General features: G+C 60.4%; 20 protein-coding genes, 1 tRNA gene and 1 pseudogene. 16 read left to right on the forward strand and 6 right to left on the reverse strand.

What is annotated here, in order from left to right:
• Nucleotides 1-137: 137 nt before the first annotated feature.
• Nucleotides 138-1,625 carry an NAD-dependent succinate-semialdehyde dehydrogenase gene (locus M2368_RS07215; RefSeq protein ID WP_105657476.1) on the forward strand — a complete coding sequence of 496 codons (1,488 nt, stop codon included), beginning with the start codon at nucleotides 138-140 and terminating at the stop codon, nucleotides 1,623-1,625.
• A gap of 67 nt (nucleotides 1,626-1,692) precedes the next feature.
• Here M2368_RS07215 and M2368_RS07220 read toward each other — a convergent pair whose 3' ends face one another.
• The 3 genes from M2368_RS07220 to M2368_RS07230 are packed head-to-tail and all read right to left on the reverse strand — an operon-like array spanning nucleotide 1,693 to nucleotide 6,407.
• The gene (locus tag M2368_RS07220) at nucleotides 1,693-4,122 is read right to left on the reverse strand and encodes a transglutaminase TgpA family protein (protein ID WP_105661725.1); all 2,430 of its coding nucleotides are present in this window, start codon (nucleotides 4,120-4,122) and stop codon (nucleotides 1,693-1,695) included.
• A complete protein-coding gene (locus tag M2368_RS07225) occupies nucleotides 4,119-5,435 on the reverse strand; it encodes a DUF58 domain-containing protein (RefSeq protein ID WP_498724290.1) in 1,317 nt (438 codons plus the stop codon). The genes M2368_RS07220 and M2368_RS07225 overlap by 4 nt, the downstream gene beginning before the upstream one ends.
• Before the next feature lie 9 nt (nucleotides 5,436-5,444).
• Nucleotides 5,445-6,407 carry an AAA family ATPase gene (locus M2368_RS07230; RefSeq protein ID WP_105657479.1) on the reverse strand — a complete coding sequence of 321 codons (963 nt, stop codon included), beginning with the start codon at nucleotides 6,405-6,407 and terminating at the stop codon, nucleotides 5,445-5,447.
• A gap of 209 nt (nucleotides 6,408-6,616) precedes the next feature.
• Here M2368_RS07230 and M2368_RS07235 point away from each other — a divergent pair, with 209 nt between their 5' ends.
• The 7 genes from M2368_RS07235 to M2368_RS07265 all read left to right on the forward strand — a co-directional run bounded on the left by M2368_RS07235 (nucleotide 6,617) and on the right by M2368_RS07265 (nucleotide 13,171).
• Nucleotides 6,617-7,573 (forward strand): TatD family hydrolase, encoded by a 957-nt coding sequence (locus tag M2368_RS07235; protein ID WP_105657480.1) that lies wholly within the window; start codon nucleotides 6,617-6,619, stop codon nucleotides 7,571-7,573.
• Nucleotides 7,574-7,831: 258 nt separating this feature from the next.
• Nucleotides 7,832-8,998 (forward strand): resuscitation-promoting factor, encoded by a 1,167-nt coding sequence (locus tag M2368_RS07240; protein ID WP_105657481.1) that lies wholly within the window; start codon nucleotides 7,832-7,834, stop codon nucleotides 8,996-8,998.
• A 100-nt stretch (nucleotides 8,999-9,098) separates the two neighbouring features.
• On the forward strand, nucleotides 9,099-9,983 hold the full coding sequence (gene rsmA, locus M2368_RS07245) for a 16S rRNA (adenine(1518)-N(6)/adenine(1519)-N(6))-dimethyltransferase RsmA (protein WP_105657482.1): 885 nt from the start codon (nucleotides 9,099-9,101) through the stop codon (nucleotides 9,981-9,983).
• A gap of 2 nt (nucleotides 9,984-9,985) precedes the next feature.
• Nucleotides 9,986-10,918 carry a 4-(cytidine 5'-diphospho)-2-C-methyl-D-erythritol kinase gene (locus tag M2368_RS07250; protein WP_105657483.1) on the forward strand — a complete coding sequence of 311 codons (933 nt, stop codon included), beginning with the start codon at nucleotides 9,986-9,988 and terminating at the stop codon, nucleotides 10,916-10,918.
• A gap of 154 nt (nucleotides 10,919-11,072) precedes the next feature.
• On the forward strand, nucleotides 11,073-12,443 hold the full coding sequence (locus M2368_RS07255) for an NAD(P)/FAD-dependent oxidoreductase (RefSeq protein WP_498724291.1): 1,371 nt from the start codon (nucleotides 11,073-11,075) through the stop codon (nucleotides 12,441-12,443).
• A gap of 31 nt (nucleotides 12,444-12,474) precedes the next feature.
• A complete protein-coding gene (locus M2368_RS07260) occupies nucleotides 12,475-12,654 on the forward strand; it encodes a hypothetical protein (protein WP_133833061.1) in 180 nt (59 codons plus the stop codon).
• A gap of 16 nt (nucleotides 12,655-12,670) precedes the next feature.
• Complete coding sequence (locus tag M2368_RS07265) at nucleotides 12,671-13,171, forward strand: GNAT family N-acetyltransferase (protein WP_105661729.1); 501 nt, start codon at nucleotides 12,671-12,673, stop codon at nucleotides 13,169-13,171.
• On the opposite strand, the gene M2368_RS07270 is transcribed toward M2368_RS07265, so the two are convergent.
• Both M2368_RS07270 and M2368_RS07275 read right to left on the reverse strand, forming a co-directional pair.
• Complete coding sequence (locus M2368_RS07270; RefSeq protein WP_105661730.1) at nucleotides 13,158-13,436, reverse strand: putative quinol monooxygenase; 279 nt, start codon at nucleotides 13,434-13,436, stop codon at nucleotides 13,158-13,160. The genes M2368_RS07265 and M2368_RS07270 overlap by 14 nt on opposite strands.
• 110 nt (nucleotides 13,437-13,546) lie before the next feature.
• Nucleotides 13,547-15,337, reverse strand: coding sequence for an ABC-F family ATP-binding cassette domain-containing protein (locus M2368_RS07275; protein WP_105661906.1), 1,791 nt, complete (start codon nucleotides 15,335-15,337; stop codon nucleotides 13,547-13,549).
• A 197-nt stretch (nucleotides 15,338-15,534) separates the two neighbouring features.
• On the opposite strand from M2368_RS07275, the gene M2368_RS07280 reads away from it, so the two are divergent.
• The 3 genes from M2368_RS07280 to M2368_RS07290 all read left to right on the forward strand — a co-directional run bounded on the left by M2368_RS07280 (nucleotide 15,535) and on the right by M2368_RS07290 (nucleotide 18,247).
• A tRNA-Gln gene (locus M2368_RS07280) sits at nucleotides 15,535-15,609 on the forward strand.
• Nucleotides 15,610-15,742: 133 nt separating this feature from the next.
• Nucleotides 15,743-17,194 carry a bifunctional UDP-N-acetylglucosamine diphosphorylase/glucosamine-1-phosphate N-acetyltransferase GlmU gene (gene glmU, locus M2368_RS07285; protein ID WP_498724293.1) on the forward strand — a complete coding sequence of 484 codons (1,452 nt, stop codon included), beginning with the start codon at nucleotides 15,743-15,745 and terminating at the stop codon, nucleotides 17,192-17,194.
• 72 nt (nucleotides 17,195-17,266) lie between these two features.
• Entirely contained in the window at nucleotides 17,267-18,247 is a 981-nt protein-coding gene (locus M2368_RS07290) for a ribose-phosphate diphosphokinase (RefSeq protein ID WP_105657098.1), read from the forward strand.
• Between the two features lie 136 nt (nucleotides 18,248-18,383).
• On the opposite strand, the gene M2368_RS07295 is transcribed toward M2368_RS07290, so the two are convergent.
• Nucleotides 18,384-19,085 carry an HpcH/HpaI aldolase family protein gene (locus M2368_RS07295; RefSeq protein WP_498724367.1) on the reverse strand — a complete coding sequence of 234 codons (702 nt, stop codon included), beginning with the start codon at nucleotides 19,083-19,085 and terminating at the stop codon, nucleotides 18,384-18,386.
• Between the two features lie 568 nt (nucleotides 19,086-19,653).
• Between M2368_RS07295 and M2368_RS07300 the strand changes: the two genes are divergently transcribed.
• From M2368_RS07300 to sufU, 5 genes and pseudogenes are all read left to right on the forward strand, one after another.
• Nucleotides 19,654-19,950, forward strand: a complete 297-nt coding sequence (locus M2368_RS07300; protein ID WP_146112922.1) for a hypothetical protein — start codon at nucleotides 19,654-19,656, stop codon at nucleotides 19,948-19,950.
• A 214-nt stretch (nucleotides 19,951-20,164) separates the two neighbouring features.
• Nucleotides 20,165-20,437, forward strand: a pseudogene (locus tag M2368_RS07305) (50S ribosomal protein L25); the annotation flags it as partial.
• A 42-nt stretch (nucleotides 20,438-20,479) separates the two neighbouring features.
• Entirely contained in the window at nucleotides 20,480-21,061 is a 582-nt protein-coding gene (pth, locus tag M2368_RS07310) for an aminoacyl-tRNA hydrolase (RefSeq protein ID WP_105657104.1), read from the forward strand.
• Between the two features lie 257 nt (nucleotides 21,062-21,318).
• Nucleotides 21,319-22,611 carry a SufS family cysteine desulfurase gene (locus M2368_RS07315; protein WP_105657292.1) on the forward strand — a complete coding sequence of 431 codons (1,293 nt, stop codon included), beginning with the start codon at nucleotides 21,319-21,321 and terminating at the stop codon, nucleotides 22,609-22,611.
• Nucleotides 22,612-23,064 carry a Fe-S cluster assembly sulfur transfer protein SufU gene (gene sufU, locus M2368_RS07320; RefSeq protein ID WP_105657105.1) on the forward strand — a complete coding sequence of 151 codons (453 nt, stop codon included), beginning with the start codon at nucleotides 22,612-22,614 and terminating at the stop codon, nucleotides 23,062-23,064.
• Nucleotides 23,065-23,102: the final 38 nt, after the last annotated feature.

The following is a 23,102-nucleotide window of genomic DNA, read 5'->3' on the forward strand; positions in this document are numbered from 1 at the left end:
CGAAGTCGCATAGGCTAAATGCACAATGAATGCTCGCGTTTATCGTGCAGACGGCAATTTACAGCCACCACCTGCCAGGAATAGCGTAGACATCAAAGACGATTAGTTTTCATTATTTTCTATCAGGAGATGCTCGTATGTCGATTACTGCCCAGCGCGAAGCGGAACTGCTTGCCAAGGTGCCAACCGGCCTATTGATTAATGGCGAATGGAGGGATGCCTCCGACGGTGGCACCTTCGACGTGCTCGACCCGGCTACCGGCGAGAAGCTGCTGACACTGGCCAGTGCTACGAGCGAAGACGCAATGGCTGCACTGGATGCAGCTGACGCAGTCCAGGCCGAATGGGCACTGACCGCACCACGCGAACGCGCGGAGATCCTGCGCCGTGCTTTCGACCTTGTCACCGAGCGCAAGGATGACTTTGCGCTGCTGATGAGCCTGGAAATGGGCAAACCACTGGCCGAGGCCTATGGCGAAGTAACCTATGGCGCCGAATTCCTGCGCTGGTTCTCCGAAGAAGCCGTACGCCACTACGGCCGCTACCTCACCACCCCCGAGGGCAAGAACAAGGTCCTGGTCCAGCACAAGCCGGTTGGCCCATGCCTGCTGATCACCCCGTGGAACTTCCCGCTGGCCATGGCTACCCGCAAGGTCGGCCCGGCAGTAGCGGCAGGCTGCACCATGGTGCTCAAGCCAGCCAAGCTGACCCCGCTGACTTCCCAGCTTTTCGCAGCCACGATGATGGAAGCAGGCCTTCCAGCTGGCGTGCTGAACGTGGTCTCCGGCGCTTCGGCCTCGAAGATCTCCGGCCCGCTGATGCAAGATGACCGCCTGCGCAAGGTTTCCTTCACCGGCTCGACCCCGGTGGGCAAGCAGCTGATGAAGGACGCCGCAGACAAGGTCCTGCGCACCTCGATGGAGTTGGGTGGCAACGCACCATTCATCGTCTTCGAGGATGCCGATCTGGATGCCGCTGTCGAGGGCGCCATGGCAGCCAAGATGCGCAACATGGGCGAAGCCTGCACCGCTGCTAACCGCTTCCTGGTCCATGAGGATGTTGCCGAGGAATTCACCGCCAAGTTCGCTGCAGCGATGAAGGCCCTGAAGCCAGGACGCGGCACCGAAGCCGACACCACGGTAGGCCCGCTGGTCGAGGAAAAGGCCCGCGACGAAGTCCACTCGCTGGTTGAAGCCGCCGTCGCCGCCGGCGCGACTGCCATCACCGGCGGCGCGCCAGTTGACGGCCCGGGCTACTTCTACCAGCCAACCGTGCTGGCCAATGTCGCCAACGACGCCAAGATCCTGAGCCAGGAAATCTTCGGCCCAGTGGCACCAGTGACCACGTTCAAGGATGAGGCCCAGGCTATCAAGCTGGCCAACTCCACCGAATACGGTTTGGCTTCCTACATCTACTCGCAGGACTTCAACCGCATGTTCCGTGTTTCGGAGCAGATCGAATTCGGCCTGGTTGGATTCAACGCTGGCGTGATCTCCAACGCCGCGGCACCATTCGGTGGCGTGAAGCAGTCGGGCCTGGGCCGCGAAGGCGGCGCCGAAGGCCTGGAGGAATACACCACCGTGCAGTACATCGGCATTGCCGATCCTTACGCAGCCAAGAAGTAGATTCTCCAGCTCGCGCCAAGGCCCGACCGGATTCTTCCGGTCGGGCCTTGGCCGGTTAAACCGATGGCTACATGTCGATTCGCGTGGATTCTTCCGAGCGCGAATGACGCGGGTGCACCGAAGCAGGGAACAAGAATGCCCTGATTCGTTGGATAAAGGACAGCTCGCCGCGCAAATTGCCCTGGATCGCGTGCAAGGCGTCAAGCAACGGAGCGGCATCATCAGCGCTGGGATGCCTGTTGGCGTAGAAGCTCTCTTGGATGACAGTTTTCAGGGACTGCAAATCCTTGGCGACTTGGGGATGGTCTTCGCCCAGCCGGGTAGTGTAGTCACCGGCCGACTCGTGGCTGCCGGCCGGCCCCCGGTAATCGGCCCCAATAGCCTGCAGCTCGGCCAGCAGAGCTGGAGCGGCATCAGCGCCGCCACGGCGCACGCGTCCTAGCCGCTCCTCACGCAGGCGATGGCGACGCCACGGAGCAACTCCCAGTGCGAGGAAGGCCAGCAACAAGACCGCTGGCAACAGCCACACTGCCTTTGCGCCCTGGGTCCCAGAATCTGCGGACGGTGCCGGTGCAGAAGGCGCGGCGCTGGCCGGGAGGCTCGGGTTGCCGCGCTCGGTGGGCACTTGGGGTGCAGTGCTTTCTTGCGGGTTCGACGTAGGAGTTGGTTCCGGCGCGTAACTTGGCGAGTAGCCCCGACCCGGGGTGGGCTCAAACGGAATCCAACCCAGCCCGTTCAAATACAATTCTGGCCACGCGTGGGACTGTTTCCCGCTGACGGTATATCCGGTGAGCTCGGTACCTTCTTCCAGGCGCCGTTCCAGCATGCTCTGGGCGGTGTCCCCGGTGATTTCGAGAGTGTCTCCGCTGGCTTCACCGGGTGCATACCCCACGGCAATGCGCGAAGGGATTCCGGCTTCACGAGCCAGCAGGGCCATCGCCGAGGCGAAGTGCACGCAATACCCCTGGCGCCGGGCCAGGAATGCTTCAACAACTCGACGATTGGCCCCGTCGTAGCCTTCGCGCAGCGGGGTGCGTTCGGAGTACACGAAATTCCCGGAACGGAAGAAATGCTGCAAAGCCACGGCGGTATCAATGTCGTTGGCAGGCTTCCCCTTCTTGCCGAAAACCTCATCGAGGGTTTGCTGCAGCAACGGTTCCAATCCGTTGTCAGGATCCTGCGGAAGACGCAGGTATTCCTCGGGCAGCTGGTCGCTGGCGTCGACTCCCATGTGCCCGACATTGCGGACCATTTGCGTGCTGATGGCCAAATCCGCGTAGGCCACTGAAATGTCGTTGGTCGATGCCATGGCGTCGCCAGTGAGCCTAGCCACCGAGGTCTCGTAGGTCCAGTTCCAATCCCCGACGATGCCCTGCACGAAATAGGATTGGTTGGGCAACGGGAGGACCGGACTGCTGATGCCATCAGGCCAAGTCATTCGCAAGACTTCGTCGGTGCTGTTGAACGTGCTGAAATTCGTTGACACCGCGGAGGTGCCATCAAGCGTGTGCTGCATGGAGCTTTCGCTTGGTTCCCAGCGGTCTGCGGACAGATCCTTGATCACCTGAGTGCGCAGGTAAGGCGCTTCTTCTGCAGTTGTGTAGTAGTCCAGGATGGGAACACCGCTGTTCGAGCGGAGGTCTCTTCCGAGGTTGATCAGCGGATCGACATTGCTGGCCAGCAGATCACCCGAAGGACGTTGCCCCTCGGAGAACATGCCGCTGCGGAAACCAGGCATCCAGATGCTGGCCGCCAAGAGGGCACCGACACAGGCCATCACGCTGACACCCAGGATTCCCAGCGTCCTGGGCGTGGGAAGCATCACTTGGGAATGCTTGGAAGATGCAGGGGCAAAGAGATACGGAATCAGCGCAATATAGCCGAGCACTGCCGACAACAGCAGCGCGAGGTAGCCAATTCCGGCGCCTTCCTGCTTGAACAGCGACGCGATGATCGGTGCCAGAGACAAGGGAATGATGATCAGCATGGCCATGCGCCGCGAGCTGGCCAGCATTTCCACGATCAGGCTGATTGCCAAAGTGAAGCACAATACGCTGAAAGCCACAGAGCGGGAATTGGCTACCGGCGGCACTTGGGTAGCTAGCTGGATTCCCGCTTCACCAAGCACATTCCAGACCCATTGGGCGAGAGGCAAACCGTAGATGTTGCTTTCCCGGGCATCGCTGAGCGCAATGGATGCCACAGCGACGATTGCAGCAGCAGGAAGAGCACTCCAGCGCAAGCGGCGGACTGCGCGCAGCAGACCGGCGCACAGGTGCACGGCGAAGACCGGGAGGACCAAGGCCGGGAACCAGCTGGAGCCTTCAATGACCCCGGACAGCGAGGCGGCACCCGCTAATACAGCGACTGCAAGGCAGCAGGCAGCAGCAACCCGCACGAGCAGAAGCCGCATCGCGGGAGCCGAGCCAACGCTCGGATCCGGGTTGTCGGGAGTCGGGGCCAGAATGCTTGCCCCAGTACGGCCAGCGCTCATCATCCCCACATCTCGTCTATCGCCATATTGCCGGGAAGAATATGCACTTTCCAGCTGGTGCGAGCCAATTCAAGTTGTATCTGCCGATAGCGTTCAGGGTGGCTGACCAGCAGGAAAACCTCGACATTGCGCACGGTGCGCGAGAGCGTAGCCAGCCAAGCTGCCTGCGGCGCAGTGAGCTCTCCGAGGATCATGATGACCGGTTCTTCGCGGAACACCAAGAGCTCCTTGCGCAGGGTATTGCCCAGAATCTCGGAACCGTTGGCTTCAACTGTTCCGGTGGCCAAGGCCAGGTCCGAAGTTGCGGCATGGAAGTCTTCAAAACTGTTCAGCGCGCCGAGCTCGGAGACGCTTTGCGGGTCTCGTTGCGCCAACGAGGCCCCGGTGAGGTCCCGGAAGGCGAGCTGGTAGCCGCTAGTGGCATATCTCAGGCCGATGCTGCTGGCCAACGACAACGCATTTTCAAAGCGGCGGCTGCTGGTGAGTGCCTCCGCGTGAGCCTGCGGCAACGAGATCCTCAGATCCGATCCGCTGTGATTCCAATGCTCGAAGGAAGTGTCCAGGACCAGGAGCGCCTGCGCGGTTGCCACGTGGTTTTCCTGGCGGACCATGAGCTTTCCGTGCCGGGCGCTGGCTTTCCAGTGCACCTGGCGGACGGAGTCGCCTTGCTGGTAGTCGCGCGTCGCGACATCGTAGTAGTCGGTGGTGGTGCTCCTGGAGAATTTCGCATCGCCAGTGAGCGTTCGTTCGCCGAGCGGGGCGAAACGATCCAAGCGGTGCAATTGGGAACGCACGGGGATCTGCAGGCTCGCTCCGGTGCGCACCATTCCCTGTATCAGCCCCAGAGGGTCCACGACTATTTGCTGGGCTGGTCCCACAAGGTGGATCCCGCGTGTGCGGAACACCAATTCGTATTCGATTGAACCCGGGGCCTGGAATCGTGGGCCGGGTCCGAAATCCTCCGGCAATTGTTCCTGGATGATGGAACGCTCAGCACACGACAAGCGGAACTTGCTGACCTCGCCAACGCTGGGAACCGCCGAGAGCAGCTCCCGGTGGATAATCGTGCGTCCGCGCAGGCGCAAGGCCAAACCCCAGTTCGCCAAAGCCAACGCCACCAGGGCCAGGCCCAAAGCCATCATTTCGTGCCGGCCCAGGAGATATGCCACGAACACCAGCAGGCCGCCAGCTCCGGCAGTGCACCAACCGCGCACGGTGAACAGGTCAAGGTGCCAACGCCGCAGGGCTGTCGCCGAATTTTCGGTGCGCGTCCAGGAGAGGGCATCGCGCGAATCGTAGCGGGGAATCTTCTCCATGGCTGCCCGTTAGCTCACTGGGGTGCTGGCAACAAGCTCTTGGATCACGGCGCTGGCATCCAAGCCGTCCGCAACCGCTCGCCGGGTCAGGATCAACCGGTGGTTCAGCACCATCTGGGCCACGCTGCGAACGTCTTCTGGCAAGACGTGGTCGCGTCCATGAATCGCGGCATGGGCTTTGGCCGCGCGAACCCACTGAATCAGTGCGCGAGGCGAGGCCCCCAGCGCCACCTGCGGGTGCTCGCGTGTGGCTCGGCCCAGATCCACCACGTAGGCGCCTAGCCGTTCGGTGACCGTCACCGCTTTAACCTGCTCAATCATGTATCCCAGATCAGCCAGCTGCACCACGGCTTGCAGTGCTTCCAATGGGTCGAACTGGTGCCGGCCGGTGAGCATGGTGATTTCGGCATCGCGTTGTGGGTAACCCAGCGAAAGCCGTGCCATGAATCGGTCACGCTGTGCCTCGGGCAGGGCGAATGTGCCCTCGGATTCCACCGGGTTCTGCGTGGCCACAACCATGAAAGGCTGCTCCAGCCGATGGGTGATCGAATCGACGGTGACTTGCTTTTCTTCCATGCATTCCAGCAATGCCGACTGGGTCTTGGCATTCGCACGATTGATTTCATCGGCGATGACGATATTGGCGAAGACCGGTCCGGGATGGAAAGTGAATTCGTGAGTCTGCGGGGAGTAAACCGAGACACCGGTGACGTCACTGGGCAAAAGGTCCGGGGTGAACTGGATGCGGTGCACCGAACCATTGACGCTGCGCGCCAATGACTTGGCCAGCATGGTCTTACCGACCCCGGGAACGTCTTCCACCAGCAGGTGGCCCTGTGCCAGCAGAACCGTCAATGCGCTAGTCACCGCCTCCGGCTTGCCGGTGATGACGCTCTGGACAGCATCGAAAATGCGCTGGCAATTGGACTGGAATGCCGAATCAAGCGACGGCACTGTTCGGTTTGCACTCATGCGCGGTTCCTCCTGAAGAACGAATCGTTGGCAAGATCGATCGCCGCAGCATTCATTCAATTGGGTCTTGCATCACATCATATGGGGATCTTTTGTCCAGCAACAGAGCCTAACTACCGGGAGCTGAGCACCTGATTGTCGTTGCTACCCCTAGTGGTGCCACAATTAACCACAGATTCGATCCCAGTATTCACGCGCAAAGGATAACCGTGTCCAAGAAGAAGCACACTGATCCCACCCTGGTTCCCGAGGCCTACCGCCCGACGGAGCAAGCCGCTGCAGCAGAGCAGGGGGAGCGGTCGCGTGCTTCTGGCAATGAAAAGGGCGGAAGCCAGCGCAATTTGCAGTACCCGGAAGCGCCAGAAGCGCTTCCAGTGCCAGTGGTCGATAACCATACGCATCTGGATTTCCTTGACGGAACTGTGAAGGTCACGGCTGCCGATGCCCTGGCGGCGGCGGCAGCTGTTGGCGTGAAAGGGCTGATCCAGGTCGGCTGCGACGTGGAGTCATCGGAATACGCGGTCCAGGTAGCTAACGAGTACTCGAATATCCTGGCCGCGGTAGCCATTCACCCCAACGATGCCGCGCGTCTGGCTGAACGCGGGGAGCTGGAAGGAGCGATCGCGCGGATCGAAGAACTTGCCGCGGATCCGCGGGTGCGTGCAATTGGCGAAACCGGGTTGGACTACTTCCGTACCGGTGAAGACGGACGGGGCGCCCAGGAGCATTCCTTCCGGGAGCATCTGCGCATTGCGGTGGAGCAGGGCAAGGCCCTGCAGATCCATGACCGGGATGCCCATGAGGACGTGGTTCGTGTGCTCAAGGACGCGCCATTGCCGGGGAAAGTGGTCTTCCACTGCTTCTCTGGGGACGCGGCATTAGCCCGGATCTGCAACGACAACGGCTGGTACATGTCGTTCTCTGGAACTGTGACATTCAAGAATTCGCATGATCTTCGCGAGGCCTTGGCGCTGGCGGATCCAGAACTGCTTCTGGTAGAAACCGACGCACCGTTCTTGACGCCGCACCCCTTCCGGGGCCGCCCGAACGCCAGCTACATGATTCCGTACACGACTAGGTTCTTGGCGGAAACCAAGGGGATCGATCTGGCCGAATTCTGCACCCGGATCGATGCGAATACGCGAGAAGTGTACGGAGAATTCTAGACCCGGAGGTTGTGTGTCTCGTTACAGGACACTTGCCACAAATATAACAATTCGGTTACGGTGGATGAGATGTCCGGTACCGCCCCCGCCTATTTTCGGCACGGTGTGTTCAGGACAGCCTGATCCTCACGCCTTGCTGCAAGTGGAAACACGGCGCAACTTTGACTGAAGGACAGGCAGCGAACACTGCCGGGCCCAACCGGAGATCCTGACAGGATTCCCGCAGTTGGGTCTACAAACGATGGGGACCTCATTACCGTGACTCACTTGCTCAAGAAGACCTGGGTGAAATACCTGGCTCAGGCGCTCGCCGTAGCTGTGGTTATTGCCGGTGCTGTTTTCTATATTTCTGGCCAGAAATCGGTCGTCATGTCGGTGGACGGCCAGCGCCAGGAAATCACCACCCGTGCTGCCACCGTTGGCGCACTGCTGGAACAGCAGGACGTTGCCTTGGCTGAGCGCGACGAGATCTCCGCAGCACTGGATTCCGAGCTTGCCGACCAGCAGCTTGTTGATATCAAGCGCAACAAGTCGATCGAAGTAACCGTGGATGGCACCGAGCGCGTTGTGCACACTACCGGCATGACCGTTGCCGACGTGGTTGAACAGCTCGACCTGGATAAGGATTCCGAGGTTTCCCTCGATGAGGACATGCAGCTCGCAGCCTTGAGCGATGAATTGGAAGTCATCACGCCCAAGGAAATGACCCTGGTCGTCAAGGACAAGAAGAAGAAAATCGCAACGACTGCTTTGACCGTCAAGCAATTGCTTGCCGACGAGAAGATCAAGGTCGACGGCAACGACGAAATCAACGTCAAGATCAAGGACGAAACCGACAAGGACGTCAAGGACAGCGTCAAGCTGGCCGCGGGCACCACTGTCGAGGTGATCGACGTAACGGTCAAGACGTGGGACGAAACGCGAGACATCGACTTCGAGACCAAGAAGGTCAAGGACAGCTCGTTGGATAAGGGCGACACCGAGGTCAAGACCGAAGGCAAGAAGGGCGAGCGTGAGCTGACCCTGCGCCAGGAAACCCGCAACGGCAAGAAGGGCGAGGAAGAAGTCCTCAAGTCCAAGGTCACCAAGAAGCCCGTTGCCGAGGAAATCCGTGTTGGCACCAAGGAAGAGAAGAAGGAAACTTCAACTTCCAAGAACACTCCAACCCCGAGCAGCATCTCCTCGACCTGGGCTGCACTGGCCAAGTGCGAATCCGGCGGCAACTGGTCGATCAACACCGGCAACGGCTACTACGGCGGACTGCAGTTCTCTGCATCGTCGTGGCGCAATGTGGGTGGCACCAAGTACGCACCGCTGCCGCACCAGGCAACTCCGCAGGAGCAGATCGCTGCAGCTGAAGTGCTGCGCCGATCAGGTGGCTGGGGCCACTGGCCATCGTGCTCGTCCAAGCTGGGCCTGCGCTAAAAGCAAAAGCCGAATAACAACGCGACGCGTCCACCATCACGGTGGATGCGTCGCGTTGTTATGTTTGGATCAATCTAGCTGAACTAGAATTGGATTTGTGATGTCTAAGGAATCTTTGCCGCTGCTTGGGGCCACCGAAATCCGTCGTCTGGCCGAAGAGCTGGGAATCCGCCCTACCAAGACGCTGGGGCAGAACTTTGTGATCGATGGGAACACCATCCGCCGCATTGTCGCCGCCGCCAAAGTCGACCCATCCGAAACAGTGCTGGAAGTAGGCCCGGGCCTAGGTTCCCTGACCCTGGGCATCATGGATGCCGCCGCCAAGGTCGTGGCCGTGGAGATCGATCCACCCCTGGCAAAGCGACTGCCGCAGACCATGGCCGAGTTCCGCCCTGGCCGAGAAGACGATCTGACCGTGATCCTTTCCGATGCCATGAAGGTCACCGAACTTCCCGGCGAGCCAACCTCGCTGGTCGCCAACCTTCCCTATAACGTTGCCGTCCCGGTGGTGCTGCACCTGCTGGAGCACTTCCCGTCCATCCGCAATGGCTTGGTCATGGTGCAGGACGAAGTTGCCGACCGGATGGCCGCCACCCCGGGCAATAAGATCTATGGCGTCCCATCGGTGAAGGGCGCCTGGTACGGAACCATGCGCAAGGCTGGCGTGATCGGCATGAACGTCTTCTGGCCAGCTCCGAAGATCCACTCCGGCCTGGTGGGGTTCACCCGCGACAAGGACCGCAGCGACGCCCCGGATCGCAAGGAAGTCTTCGCCATCATCGATGCAGCCTTCGCCCAGCGCCGCAAGACGCTGCGTGCTGCCCTCTCCGGCTGGGCAGGCTCCGGTGCTCGTGCCGAACAGATCCTGGTAGCAGCAGGCATTGATCCGAAGGAACGCGGCGAGAAGCTGGATATTGACCAGTACATCGACATTGCCCGTGCCGCACAGGATATTCCGGCTGAAGCTCCAGCTAGCGAGGCATAAGCATGTCTAAGCAGCGTGTCATCGCGACCGCACCGGGCAAAATCAACTGCTACTTCAAGGTCGGTCCTCCTCGCGAAGACGGATACCACGAAGTGGCGAGCCTCTACGTTGCGGTTTCCCTGGCCGAGCAGATTGAAGCGACGCTGCGCACCGACGGGGAATTGCAGCTGAGCCTGGAACCGAATTCCCCTGTGGTCTCCGAACCGGAAAGCTTTCCGCTGGGTGCAGGCAATCTGGTGCACCAGGCAGCCCAGCTGCTTCGCGAGCACACGGGCTGCAGCCTCGGAGCGAACCTGCACATCACCAAGCGCGTCCCGATCGCCGGCGGAATGGGTGGAGGCTCTGCAGACGCGGCGGCCACCCTGGTAGCCTGCAACGAATTGTGGGGAACCGGGCTGGACCGGGAAGAACTCGGCCGCTTGGGCGCACGCCTCGGTGCTGACGTGCCTTTCGCCTTGATGGGCGGGGCCGCCATCGGCCTGGGCATCGGCGACAAGCTTGCCCCGTTGCTGACTCGTGCCAAGACCCATTGGGTGCTGATCCCGGCCAGCTTTGGCCTGTCGACCCCGCGAGTCTATGGCATGCTCGATCGCTTGCGTTCCGGCACGGAGATCGAAGTCCCGCAGGAAATCGATCCAGCGGTCATCGAAGCGCTGATGGCTTCGGACGCGCCAGCGTTGGCCCAGGTGCTGGCCAACGACCTGACCCAGGCTTCCTTGGCCCTTGCCCCGGAACTAGGCACCATGCGCGATATGGCAGAAGGCGCCGGTGCCCTGCGAGCCATGGTTTCCGGTTCGGGGCCGACCTTGGCTCTGCTGGTCGAAGATGCCGAGCATGCTGAAGAGGTCATGGCCCAGTTGGGCGATGAGGTGGGTGTCGCTACCATCCCGGTGACCGCTCCAGCGCCCGGAGCGCACATTACCGTTTCCGAATAATTTTTCCGGAAGTCCCTGTCTGGCCTTGAGCCGGGCAGGGATTTCCTGCATCATTTTCCGCCACCCCTCTTGTTGCGCCCTGGGCCCGGCCCTAGGCTGAGTCCCAAAGCAATTATTGAGAGCCATTCATTTTGGATCTGGGGCGGAATACAACATGCTCAATGGACGCGTCTCGCACTGGTGGGAAGACATCGGCCTGCCAGAGCCACGCCAGCAATTACGCGGTCAGAGCACCGCAGATGTCGCCATTGTCGGTGCCGGGTTCACCGGACTGTGGACCGCCTATTACCTGGCCAAGGCCAACACGGATCTTCGCATTACGATCCTCGAAGCCCGGCACGTGGGCTACGGCGCCTCGGGGCGCAATGGGGGATGGCTGACCAACACCATCACCGCTGGCCGCGAACGCTACCTGAAATCCCATGGCAGGCAAGCAGTCAATGACTTCCAGCTGGCCATGAACCGGACCGTCGCCGAGGTCATCGAGGTGTGCGCTGCCGAGGGGATCGATGCAGATATCCTGCAGGGCGGCGAACTCGAAGTTGCCTACACCCCTGCCCAGGAAAAGCGCTTGCGCGCCGATGCCATGGCCGACGCGCAATGGGAACACACGCACACCGAATTGCTGGAAGCCGAGGCAGCGCAAGGCAAGATCAACGTCGCCAATGCCCGGGCCGGGCTGTGGCATCCGCACGCGGCCAGGATCCATCCTGCAAAACTGGTACGCGGACTCGCCGAAGCCGTGGAGCGGCTCGGCGTACGGATCTATGAAAACACCCGCGCCACCACACTGCGCGCACGCCGCATCGAATTCGACGGTGGGTCATTGGACGCCGAGTACATCATCCGTGCCACCGAAGGGTTTACTGCCGGGCTAGCAGGACACAAGCGCTTGTGGCTCCCGATGAATTCGTCCTTGATTGCCACCGAACCGCTAGCTCCATCCATCTGGGACGAACTGGCATGGAACAACGGCGAGGTGCTGGGGGACTACGCCCACGTCTACATGTATGCCCAGCGCACCGCGGATAACCGCATTGCCATCGGAGGCCGGGGAATGCCGTATAAATATGGTTCGCGCACGGATGCCGATGGCCAGACGCCGCAAAGCACCGTGGAGGGACTGCAGGAAATCCTGCACCGCATGTTCCCGCAGACCCGGAATTCGAGAATCGATCATGCCTGGTCCGGGGTACTGGGAGTGCCGCGGGACTGGGCCGCTACCGTTGGGCTGGACCCGGCGACCGGACTGGGCTGGGCCGGCGGCTATGTCGGCACCGGGGTCGGCGCAGCGAACCTGGCCGGACGAACCTTGCGCGACTTGATCCTCGGGGAAAGCACTGAATTGGCCAATCTGCCGTGGGTCAATCACCAGGTGCGCAAATGGGAGCCGGAACCACTGCGCTGGCTGGCAACCAAGGGGCTCTATGCAGCCTATGGTGCCGCAGATCGAAGCGAACTGAAGGGACGGGGGAGCTCCTCGCCGCTGGCCGTGCTGGCCGATAGAATCACCGGAAAGCCTTGAGCGCTGGCACTGCGGGACATAGGCTGTGGCCATGGGACTTGATAAACGTGGAATCTATGTTTGCGCACTAGCACTAGTGCTCATTATTTCTGGCGTCTTGATGATCACGCTGATGCAGGCCGGAATCCTTGGCTGGGCACTGCAAGGTGCCGGAATCATCGTCATGGCCATCTCGGTGGGTGCGGCGCGTACGCCCAGGGCCCGTGCCTGAGGTGCGCGAGGAGCCCATGGGCGCCTGCAGCTTGTCGGCACGCGGCCAGAACTACCTCCTGCGCGAAGCACGGGCAACGGATCTTGAACAGATCATTGCCTTGATGGCAGATGATGAGATCCGTCGTGCAGAGCATGCGGACGCTGGGGACGCCGGGGAACAGTATTTGGAGGCTTTCAACGAGATTCACGCAGACCCAGCGCATACGCTGATCGTGGTGGAGGGCAATGACGGAGCCATTGCCGGCACGATGCAGCTGACCATGTTGCCGGGTCTTGCGCGCAGGGGAGCTAAGCGGATGCAGATCGAGGCAGTGCGCGTGGCAAGCGCGTTGCGCGGCGGGGGCCTGGGAACGGAAATGATCCGCTGGGCCATTTCCGAAGCCGAAAGCAAGAGAATTCCGCTGGTCCAGCTGACAAGCGACGCGCAACGCCAGGACGCGCACCGCTTTTACGAGGGGCTAGGATTTACCGCGTCGCATGTGGGCTTCAAAATGCACCTGGCTATAAGCCCTTGATCTTGTAGATTCGTTGCAATCCGGAGGTAGCCTGGCCCCATTCGCTCTTCGCGGCCCGCTGCTGGTGGGCCTCGAAAGCGGCGCTGTCTTCGAATTCCTCGTGCACCAGCCAGACCCAGGGATCGCCGGTTTGCGTGACAGAGAAAGAAATGCAGCCGTTTTCCGCCTTGGTGAGGCGTATATGCTCCGGCAGCAATTTCTCCACCAATTCAGCCTCAGCCGCGTCCGCGCACAGCAACCGGCCCTCCATGATCACAATTCCCATGTTCGCCAGTCTGCCACGATCTTTGGCGGATGGGGCAAAAACTCGTGGATCAGCGAAGGGCTCGGAAACCGAAAGTTTCCGAGCCCTTCGCCTGCGTCAAGGCAGAAGCGCTATCCGAGCAGCTCGGACAGTTCCAGCCAGCGCTCTTCCAACTCGTCGATCTGCGATTGGTACTCGTTGATCTCAGCGGTGAATTTGCCCAGCCCTTCATAGTCGCTCTGGTCATGATCGGCCATCTTGGCGTGGACCTTGGCGATCTTTTCCTCTAGCTGGCCGACCTTGCGTTCATTGGCATTCAGTTCCTTCTGCGCGGCACGCAGCTCTGCGCCCGAAGGGCCAGCAGGCTTGGCGGCAGTTTCGGAAGAAGCCTGCGAAGGATTGGACCCGCCAGTGGAACCTTCGGCAGCTCGCAGCAACAGGTACTCGTCCACGCCGCCGGGCACGTGGCGGAAGTTGCCGTTCAGGATCGCGTACTGCTGGTCGGTGACGCGTTCGAGCAGGTAGCGGTCGTGGGAGACCACGATCAAGGTGCCGGGCCAGGAATCCAGCAGGTCTTCCAGGGCCGCCAGCATGTCGGTATCGACATCATTGGTGGGCTCATCGAGGATCATCACGTTGGGCTCATCCATCAGGATCATCAGCAGCTGCAAGCGGCGGCGCTGGCCGCCGGAGAGTTCAGCAACCTTGGTCGACAGGTGTGCCGAGGAGAAGCCCAGGCGCTCCAGCAGCTGGGCCGGGGTCAGGTCCTTGCCATCCACATTGAACGTGGTGCGGTAGCGGGCGAGGATTTCGCGGACCTTGTCCTGGCCGATCTGCTCCAGTTCGCGGAACTGCTGGTCCAGCACGGCCAGCTTCACGGTCTGGCCGCGCTTGATCTTGCCGCCAGTTGGCTCCACGGTCCCGGCGATCAGGCCCAGCAAGGTGGATTTGCCGGCACCGTTGGCACCGAGCAGGCCGGTGCGTTCGCCCGGGCCGATGCGCCAGGTGAAGGGCTTGAGTACTTGCTTGGCGCCGAAGGAGACCTCCGTGTCCAGCAGGTCGATGACGTCCTTGCCCAGCCGGCTGGTGGCCATCTTCTGCAACTCCAGCGGGTTGCGTGCCGGCGGGACATCGGCGATCAGCTGGTTGGCTGCCTCAATGCGGAACTTCGGCTTGGAGGTACGGGCCGGGGCGCCGCGGCGCAGCCAGGCCAGTTCCTTCTTCATCATGTTCTGGCGCTTGTTTTCGGTGACCGCGGCGATGCGGTCGCGTTCCACGCGCTGCAGCACGTAGGCGGCGTAACCGCCCTCGAAGGGCTCGACCAGGCGGTCGTGCACTTCCCAGGTGGTGGTGCAGACCGCGTCGAGGAACCAGCGGTCGTGGGTGACGACCATCAGGCCGCCGGCGTTCTTGGACCAGCGGTTATTGATGTGCTCGGCGAGCCAGGAGATGCCTTCGACATCCAGGTGGTTGGTCGGTTCGTCCAGGATGACGACGTCCCAGTCCTGCACCAGCAGCGCGGCCAAAGCCACGCGGCGGCGCTGGCCGCCGGAGAGGGTGCTGACCTTCGCTTCCCAGTCCAGGTCGGCGACCAGCCCGGAGATGATGTCGCGGATGCGCGCTTCGCCGGCCCACTCGTGGTCGTCCATCTCGCCCACCACGCAGAAGTGCACGGTCGCTTCGGGATCCAGGGTGTCCGACTGGTCCAGCACGCCCACGCGCAGGCCGTTGCGCTTGGTAACACGCCCGGAGTTGGGCTCGATCCTGTCAGAGAGCATGCCGAGCAGCGAGGACTTGCCTTCGCCGTTGCGACCCACCAGGCCGATGCGGTCGCCATCGGAAATGCCGATGGTTACCGAGTCGAAAACGACATGGGTGGGATATTCCAGATGTAGGGCTTCGCCCCCGAGTAAATGAGCCACAATTTCCATTTTACGTTCCGGGAGCAAATCGAGGCCCTGGCAGGACCATCTGAGCGTGTGCCGTGCCAGGGGGCTTGGGCAGTTTAAAGCAGAGAATAAAAGTGAGTTTAGCTACGGTGTTTTGCGATTTCGCACATCGGGCTGATCATGGCAGAATAATTAGCGTGCTTGTCGGGCATGACCTGCGCAAGCCATTTTCCGCCCTGGTGTAATGGCAACACGCCAGCCTTTGGAGCTGTGCATTCTAGGTTCGAATCCTAGGGGCGGAACCAATGATGAAGCGTCACGCAAGTGGCGCTTTTATTTTTTAACCAGTTTCAGCGCACCCCGGAGCTCGCGATAGACTTGCTTTGAGGTTTTACTTCTCTGCCCAAAACCTTGAATCCAATTTGCAGGAGAATGCACTTGAGTGATCAGGTCAACGCACCAGTAGCTGTCATCGTCCTAGCCGCCGGCGCTGGCACTCGCATGAAATCGGCGAAGCCGAAGATCATGCATGAAATCGCAGGTCGGTCGATGATTGGCCACGCACTCTACGCGGCTTCCGCGTTGGAGCCGCAGAACCTGGTAGCGGTGGTCCGCCACCAGCGTGATCTGGTCGCAGAGCACATTCTGGGACAGTTCCCTTCCATCACCATTGCCGACCAGGATGAAATCCCGGGTACCGGCCGCGCCGTGCAGTTGGGCTTGGAAGCCGTGGACCCATCGCTTGAAGGCACCGTTGTGGTGACCTATGGCGATGTGCCGTTGCTCACCAGCGATGTGCTTCAGGAACTGGTTGCTACGCACGAGTCGAACCGCAACTCCGTGACCGTGCTGACCACCGAATTGGATGACCCTAACGGCTACGGCCGCATCCTGCGCGATGAACAGGGCGAGGTGGCAGGAATCCGCGAGCAGAAGGACGCTTCGGCAGAAGAACTGCTGATCAAGGAAATCAACTCCGGCATCTACGCTTTCGATGCCCAGATCCTGCGTTCGGCGCTGACCGAGGTCACCACCGAAAATGCGCAGGGCGAAATGTACCTGACCGATGTGCTCGCCATCGCCCGCGCACGCGGTGGCCGCGTCGCCTCCTCGCAGATCGCTGACCGCTGGCAGATCGAGGGCGCCAACGACCGCGTCCAGGTTTCCAATCTGGCCCGCATCTACAACGAGCGCAAGACCGAATTCTGGATGCGCCAGGGCGTGACCATCGTTGATCCGGCGACCACGTGGATCGACGCTGACGTCATGATCGGCCAGGACGCCACCCTCAAGCCAGGCACCCAGCTGCACGGCGAGACCATCATCGGCGCCAATGCCACTGTTGGCCCGGACAGCACCCTGACCAACGTGGTTGTTGGCCAGCGCGCTACCGTGAAGCGCACCGACGCCACCGACTCGCGCATCGCTGATGGCGCCTCGGTTGGCCCGTTCGCCTACCTGCGTCCCGGCACCGACCTCGGTGCGGATGGCAAGATCGGCGCCTTCTACGAAACCAAGAACGTCACGATTGGCCGTGGCTCCAAGCTCTCGCACCTCGGCTACGCCGGAGATGCTGAAATCGGTGAATTCACCAATATCGGCTGCGGCAACATCACCGCAAACTACGATGGCGAAAAGAAGCACCGCACCAAGATCGGTTCGCATGTGCGCACCAGCTCCAACACCGTATTCGTTGCCCCGGTTGAAATCGGGGACGGCGCCTACACCGGAGCCGGAGCCATCGTCCGCAAGAACGTCCCGGCCGGTGCCTTGGCACTGTCTGTGGCACCGCAGCGCAACTCCGAGGGGTGGACGCTGGAAAAGCGCCCAGGCACCTCCTCGGCTGACGCAGCGTTCAAGTCCTCGCTGAACTCTTCGGCTTCCGAGTAATTCAGCTACAGACTTCATTTCCTCGACAACAACCTCATACGTGATAGCGAAGCGAGCGAGAAAGCAAACCCCATGAGTGAAATCAGCCATAACGTCGACAAGAAGCTGGTGCTGGCCACCGGTCGTGCGCACCCTGAGCTGGCTGCAGAAGTAGCCAAGGAACTCGACACCGAACTGCTGCCGTTGAACGCCTACGACTTCGCCAATGGCGAGATCTACGTGCGTTCGGATGAGTCGGTTCGCGGCAAGGACGTTTTCCTGCTGCAGTCCTACCCAGCACCAACGAACAACTGGCTGATGGAACAGCTGATCATGATTGACTCGATGAAGCGTGCTTCGGCCCGCCGCATCACTGTCGTGGCGCCGTTCTACCCTTACGCGCGCCAGGACAAGAAGGGCCGCGGCCGCGAGCCGATCTCGGCCCGCCTGGTTGCCGACCTGTTCAAGACCGCCGGTGCTGACCGCGTGATTTCCTGCGATCTGCACACCGCGCAGATCCAGGGCTTCTTCGACGGTCCGGTGGACCACCTGTTCGGCTTCCCGTTGCTGGCTGACTACATCAAGTCCAAGGTCGATGTAAATGAAGTCACCGTGGTTTCCCCTGACACCGGCCGCGTGCGCGTTGCCGAGCAGTGGGCAGATCGACTGGGCGGCACCCCGCTGGCCTTCGTCCACAAGTCCCGCGATCTGACGGTGCCTAACCAGGCCGAGTCCAAGACCGTGGTTGGCCAGGTGGAGGGCCGCATCGCGATCCTGATCGACGACATGATCGACACCGGCGGAACCATCGCAGGCGCTGTGCGCGTGCTGAAGGAAGCCGGCGCCAAGGACGTCATCATCGCGGCTACCCACGCGGTCTTCTCGGATCCGGCTGCCCAGCGTTTGGCTGATTGCGGTGCCCGCGAGGTTGTTGTCACCAACACCCTGCCAATCCCTGAAGAGAAGCGTTTCGAGAACCTCACCGTGCTCTCGATCGCCCCGACGATCGCCCGCGCGATCTCGGAAGTATTCCACGACGGTTCGGTCACGAACCTGTTTGACGGCCGCGCCTAGCAGCCCTCGTTTCGCAAAGCCTCTGGCCGGCACCTTAGGGTGCCGGCCAGAGGCGGTTAAGCGATCATTGACAGTGCCCGTAAGAGGAACGCTGAGCGGGTCAGGGGAATCGGAATCCTGCCCGTCAACGGCAGAATCAGCCATCGAGGGCTAGTGCGGCACCTGCCTTAAGGAGTCCCATATCCGTATCGGTGGCCACCCAGTCGTAGCCGAGTCCTTCGAAGGCGCTGGCCCTGACCGACGAGCCTGCGAAAGCACCTACTTCAATATGGTGGTCATGGCACGCTTTTGCTATGTATCCAAGCGGAGAGTCCTTGGCGGCGAGCAACGAATCCACGTCCGTTCCAAGGCTCATTGCCAAGTCGACCGGGCCCACGAATATGGAGTCGATGCCCGGTGTGCCAAGGATTGCGTCCAGGTTTTCCAGTCCTTCGGCGGATTCGATCATCAACGACAGGTGAATTCGAGAGTTCGCTTCTTGGGGGTTAAGCACGGGTGCCCCGAACAGCGCACTCATCGGTCCCCAGCTTCTCCCGCCCTGCGGAGCGTACCTTGCCGCGTGGGCTACCTCTTGGGCTTCTTCGGCCGTATTGACCATGGGAACCATGATGTGGGTGGCACCGGCATCGAGGGCAAACCCAATATCTGCGTAGCTTCCGCTGCGAACCCGCACGGCGATGTTTCCACCTGGTGCCTCAGCAAGAGCGGAAATTATTTGGGGTTCACTCCACAGGCCATGCTGCATGTCCAACCCGTGCCAACCGAAACCCATCCTTGAGGTCGTTGCCAGAATTGCCGGTGAATCAAGAAAATGCCACAGCCCACGACCTGAATACATTGCCAAGTTGTCCTCCTAGAATACTGCCAACGAACAGCAGGCAGTCCATAGAAAATTTACAGCTATTCCGTGGGCAAGACGATTCAGTATGTGTTTTGTGCTTCATCCTTTCGTCATGTACGTTGGGCATTTTCAAGAATCCTGCATTGAGTTGAAGTTCAAAGATGTATCGCAGGGAAGTGTTCCGTAAGCCGGTCGTCATACGGGATATACGTGTTCTTGACTCGGCTAATTTTTGAAACACCGAGTTTTCAAACACTTCGGATTCCCATATACCCCGCCCGAGAAAATGCCCGGTGAAGGTGCCTTATACAGACACGGAAAACTATTATTTATGGTGGATCAAGGACCAAGAGGGGCAGCATGGAACTTGGCATACGCCAGGTCGCTGTGGGAGGGCTGGAACGCGCTGAGCTACTACAACGCATGGTCCAAACAGGGGTTCAGCTTAACGACTACGCCAAAATGCTGTTAGCCCACCGGATTTTCGATGAGGTTGTGTCGGCCCCAAAAGGTGACCGTGGTAAGTCGTAATCTGCGACAGCTTGGTCTGGAGGTCGGAGCAACGTTGACTCAGGTCCTTGAACGCGCAGTCAGCGTCGGATTGAAGTTGTGCCCCGCCATGACCGGCCCGTATATGCGACTGGATTTCCTAGACCAAGCGTCTTCCAACAATTCAGTGCTCAGTGATGGGAAGAAGCCGGCTGATTCGTTGACCGTCGCTTCCGCGGCACCCGGCGATCAGGAATTCCCGCGCGGATTCTATCTGCGGATGGTGGATGGAGTGCCGTGGCTGCGCGGTTATCGCTGCGATGACGCCCACGGCTTTACGCTGGACGATACTTTTATTTTCCAAAGCCGTTGAGCGGAATCCAGGAATAGTGGCGTTCGCTACAGGTTTTCCCGTTGGCGATGGCAGCTGGTAGAATTGTTGACTGTGCCCAGGCGAGGGAAACACCAGCAATGGTGGGACCGTTATCGACAAGGCCGGAAAAGCTCTTTCATCTCCTAGATGTTGGATGCTTCCCGAGTCCACGCAAGGGCCTTAACGAAGCATTCATTTCCTAAGGAGAATTATCATGGCATCTGTCAACCTTGACGCCGTTGTACGTAGCGATTTCGGCAAGGGCGCTGCCCGCCAGGCTCGCCGCGATGGCCAGATCCCAGCAGTTGTCTACGGTGCAGGCTCCGAGCCACAGCACGTACTGCTTCCAGGCCGCGAAACCACCCTGGCCGTTCGCGACCGCGGTGTTGAGCTGGTTCTGAACATCGAAGGCAAGACCGTGAAGACCACCATCAAGGACATCCAGATCCACGCGCTGAACCGCACCGTTGATCACATGGACCTGATCATCGCTGCCTAATTACAGCGAACTAGGTTTTAGCTGAGCATCATGAGTGATGGAACTTGGCTCGTAGCCGGACTCGGGAACCCCGGGTCCGGCTACGCTGGCAATAGACACAATATCGGGCAGATGGTGCTCGATGAACTGGCTCATCGAGTCGGCTCGAAATTCAAGACCCACTCCTCGCGTTCCCAGGTTGTCGAAGGACGCATGGGGGTTGGCGGTCCACGCATCGTGCTGGCCAAGCCCATGGTTTTCATGAATCTTTCGGGCGGGCCGGTAGCTAACGCGGCGAAGTTCTTCGGCATCGATGCCGCCCGGCTGATTGTCGTGCACGACGAGATTGACATTCCCTTCGATACCATCAAGCTCAAGCGCGGTGGCGGTGAAGGCGGGCATAACGGCCTGCGGGATATCTCAAAGGCCATGGGCTCCAAGGACTACCTGCGCGTGCGCGCAGGCGTTGGGCGCCCTCCGGGCCGCATGGATACTGCCAAATGGGTTTTGCAGGACTTCTCCAAGACCGAAAAGGCCGATCTTCCGTTTCTGATCGACAATTGCGCTGACGCAGTGGAATTGCTGATGAACTCGGGATTGGAAGCTGCCCAGGCAAAATTCCATATCAGCTGACCGCTGATCCCTATGGGGCGCGGTGAAGCCAAGCGGGGACCGCTGGGGACTTGAACGGTCCGCAGCGGTCCTCGACTTCATTAAATTAGGAAAGCTATGGACCGAGGCGTTCCTTACTAAGGCCTAACTTAGATGTGCTTCGAGGCCCGGAGTGGAATAATTACCCAATGTACCCCTTGCCTAATAGGCCTGTGACGATTCTTTGCCACGGCCTGTCCGGCATCCATGACAATTATTCGGAGGACCACGTGCACACGATGACCGGTCAGCCAGAAGCCCTTGAGGCGTTGACAGCTGGAGAAGTTGAGCGCATCAAGGCCGACTTTGAAATTCTGGAGCACCAAGTCAACGGCGTTGACGTTGTGTACCTGGACTCCGGCGCCACCAGCCAGAAGCCGCGTTGCGTCTATGAAGCCGAGCAGCACTACTACGAGAACGCCAACGCAGCAGTACACCGCGGTGCGCATTCCTTGGCAGTTGAAGCTACCGAGATCTATGAGGAAGCACGCGAGAAGGTCGCCAAGTTCATCGGTGCACGCACCAACGAACTGGTGTGGACTGCCAATGCCACCGAAGCGCTGAACCTGATCAGCTACTCGATGTCCAATGCCTCCTTGGGGCGCGGGGGAGAGGCCGCGGCCCGATTCCGCTTGGGCCCGGGCGATGAAATCCTCACCACCGAACTTGAACACCACGCGAACCTGATCCCGTGGCAGGAACTGGCTTTCCGCACCGGTGCTACGCTGCGCTATGTGCCCGTCACCGAAGATGGTGCACTGCGCTACGAATTGCTTGATGAGCTGGTTACCGAGAAAACCAAGCTCGTTGCCTTCACCCACGTTTCGAATGTGCTGGGTACCATCACCGATACCCAGAAGTTCGTTGACGCTGCCCGCAAGGTCGGGGCCCTGACCGTGCTGGACGGATGCCAGTCCGTGCCGCACCTGCCGGTCGACGTGAAAGCCCTGGACGTTGACTTCATGGCCTTCTCCGGCCACAAGATGCTCGGCCCAACCGGAATCGGCGCACTCTACGGCCGTGAAGAACTGCTCAACGCAATGCCACCGTTCCTCACGGGTGGATCGATGATCACCGTGGTGGACATGGAGCACGCAGAATACATGCCATCGCCGCAGCGTTTCGAGGCCGGAACCCAGCGCATCGCCCAGACCCACGGCTTGGCTACCGCAGTCAGCTACCTGGATGAAATCGGCATGGGCCGTATCGCGGCCTGGGAAGAGCACCTCGGAGCAATGCTCTATGAGGGCATCTCGAAAATCGAAGGCGTGCGCGTCTTCGGTCCGGCCGACGCGCAGCGTATCGGTACTGTCCCGTTTGAAGTGATCGGGGTGCACCCGCATGATGTCGGCCAATACCTCGACTCGCGCGGCATTGCGGTACGCGTGGGCCACCACTGTGCGCAGCCGCTGCACCGCGCCCTGGGCGTGAATTCCACGACCCGCGCCAGCACCTATCTGTACAACACGGAAGAAGACATCAAGGCCCTGCTTGAGGCCTTGAGCTCCGTGCGCGAATACTTTGGAGTTTAAATGAACGAATTGGATCAGCTATACCAACAGGTCATCTTGGACCACTCGAAGCGCCGCATCGGTTCGCCGCTGGTTGAGACCACCGAAGGATTGCTGCACGGCGAGTCCCACCAGCACAACCCGATCTGCGGCGACCAGATCCGTGTCCGCGTAGAGCTTGATGACCAGGAGCATTTCACGTCGATGAGCTGGGAAGGCGATGGGTGCTCCATCTCCATGGCCTCTGCCTCGGTGCTGGCCGAGATGCTGCCTGAGCTGACCAAGGAAGAATTTCTTGGGAAGAGGGACTATTTCCGCGAGATGATGCGCTCCAAGGGAAACTTCCAGCCGGATGAAGAGGTGCTGGAAGACGCCGCTGCCTTCGTCGGCGTCTCGAAGTTCCCCGCACGCGTCAAGTGCGCAATGCTCGCTTGGGTAGCCGCTGAGGTCGCCATGCACGAGGCCCGCAAATAGTAGCAAAACCAAATAGCTCGGGCGCCGGCTTCCACATG

This window comes from Arthrobacter sp. JUb119 (genome assembly GCF_024807995.1).
In the GTDB taxonomy this organism is placed as follows: domain Bacteria; phylum Actinomycetota; class Actinomycetes; order Actinomycetales; family Micrococcaceae; genus Glutamicibacter.

Coding starts and splice junctions, on each gene's coding strand:
- rsmA (WP_105657482.1), top strand. CDS start 9,099: ATGTCTAAGGAATCTTTGCCGCTGCTTGGGGCCACCGAAATCCGTCGT.
- M2368_RS07225 (WP_498724290.1), bottom strand. CDS start 5,435: ATGGAGAAGATTCCCCGCTACGATTCGCGCGATGCCCTCTCCTGGACG.
- M2368_RS07290 (WP_105657098.1), top strand. CDS start 17,267: ATGAGTGAAATCAGCCATAACGTCGACAAGAAGCTGGTGCTGGCCACC.
- M2368_RS07215 (WP_105657476.1), top strand. CDS start 138: ATGTCGATTACTGCCCAGCGCGAAGCGGAACTGCTTGCCAAGGTGCCA.
- pth (WP_105657104.1), top strand. CDS start 20,480: ATGAGTGATGGAACTTGGCTCGTAGCCGGACTCGGGAACCCCGGGTCC.
- M2368_RS07255 (WP_498724291.1), top strand. CDS start 11,073: ATGCTCAATGGACGCGTCTCGCACTGGTGGGAAGACATCGGCCTGCCA.
- M2368_RS07295 (WP_498724367.1), bottom strand. CDS start 19,085: ATGTATTCAGGTCGTGGGCTGTGGCATTTTCTTGATTCACCGGCAATT.
- M2368_RS07220 (WP_105661725.1), bottom strand. CDS start 4,122: ATGATGAGCGCTGGCCGTACTGGGGCAAGCATTCTGGCCCCGACTCCC.
- M2368_RS07315 (WP_105657292.1), top strand. CDS start 21,319: ATGACCGGTCAGCCAGAAGCCCTTGAGGCGTTGACAGCTGGAGAAGTT.
- M2368_RS07250 (WP_105657483.1), top strand. CDS start 9,986: ATGTCTAAGCAGCGTGTCATCGCGACCGCACCGGGCAAAATCAACTGC.
- sufU (WP_105657105.1), top strand. CDS start 22,612: ATGAACGAATTGGATCAGCTATACCAACAGGTCATCTTGGACCACTCG.
- M2368_RS07260 (WP_133833061.1), top strand. CDS start 12,475: ATGGGACTTGATAAACGTGGAATCTATGTTTGCGCACTAGCACTAGTG.
- M2368_RS07270 (WP_105661730.1), bottom strand. CDS start 13,436: ATGGGAATTGTGATCATGGAGGGCCGGTTGCTGTGCGCGGACGCGGCT.
- M2368_RS07265 (WP_105661729.1), top strand. CDS start 12,671: ATGGGCGCCTGCAGCTTGTCGGCACGCGGCCAGAACTACCTCCTGCGC.
- M2368_RS07230 (WP_105657479.1), bottom strand. CDS start 6,407: ATGAGTGCAAACCGAACAGTGCCGTCGCTTGATTCGGCATTCCAGTCC.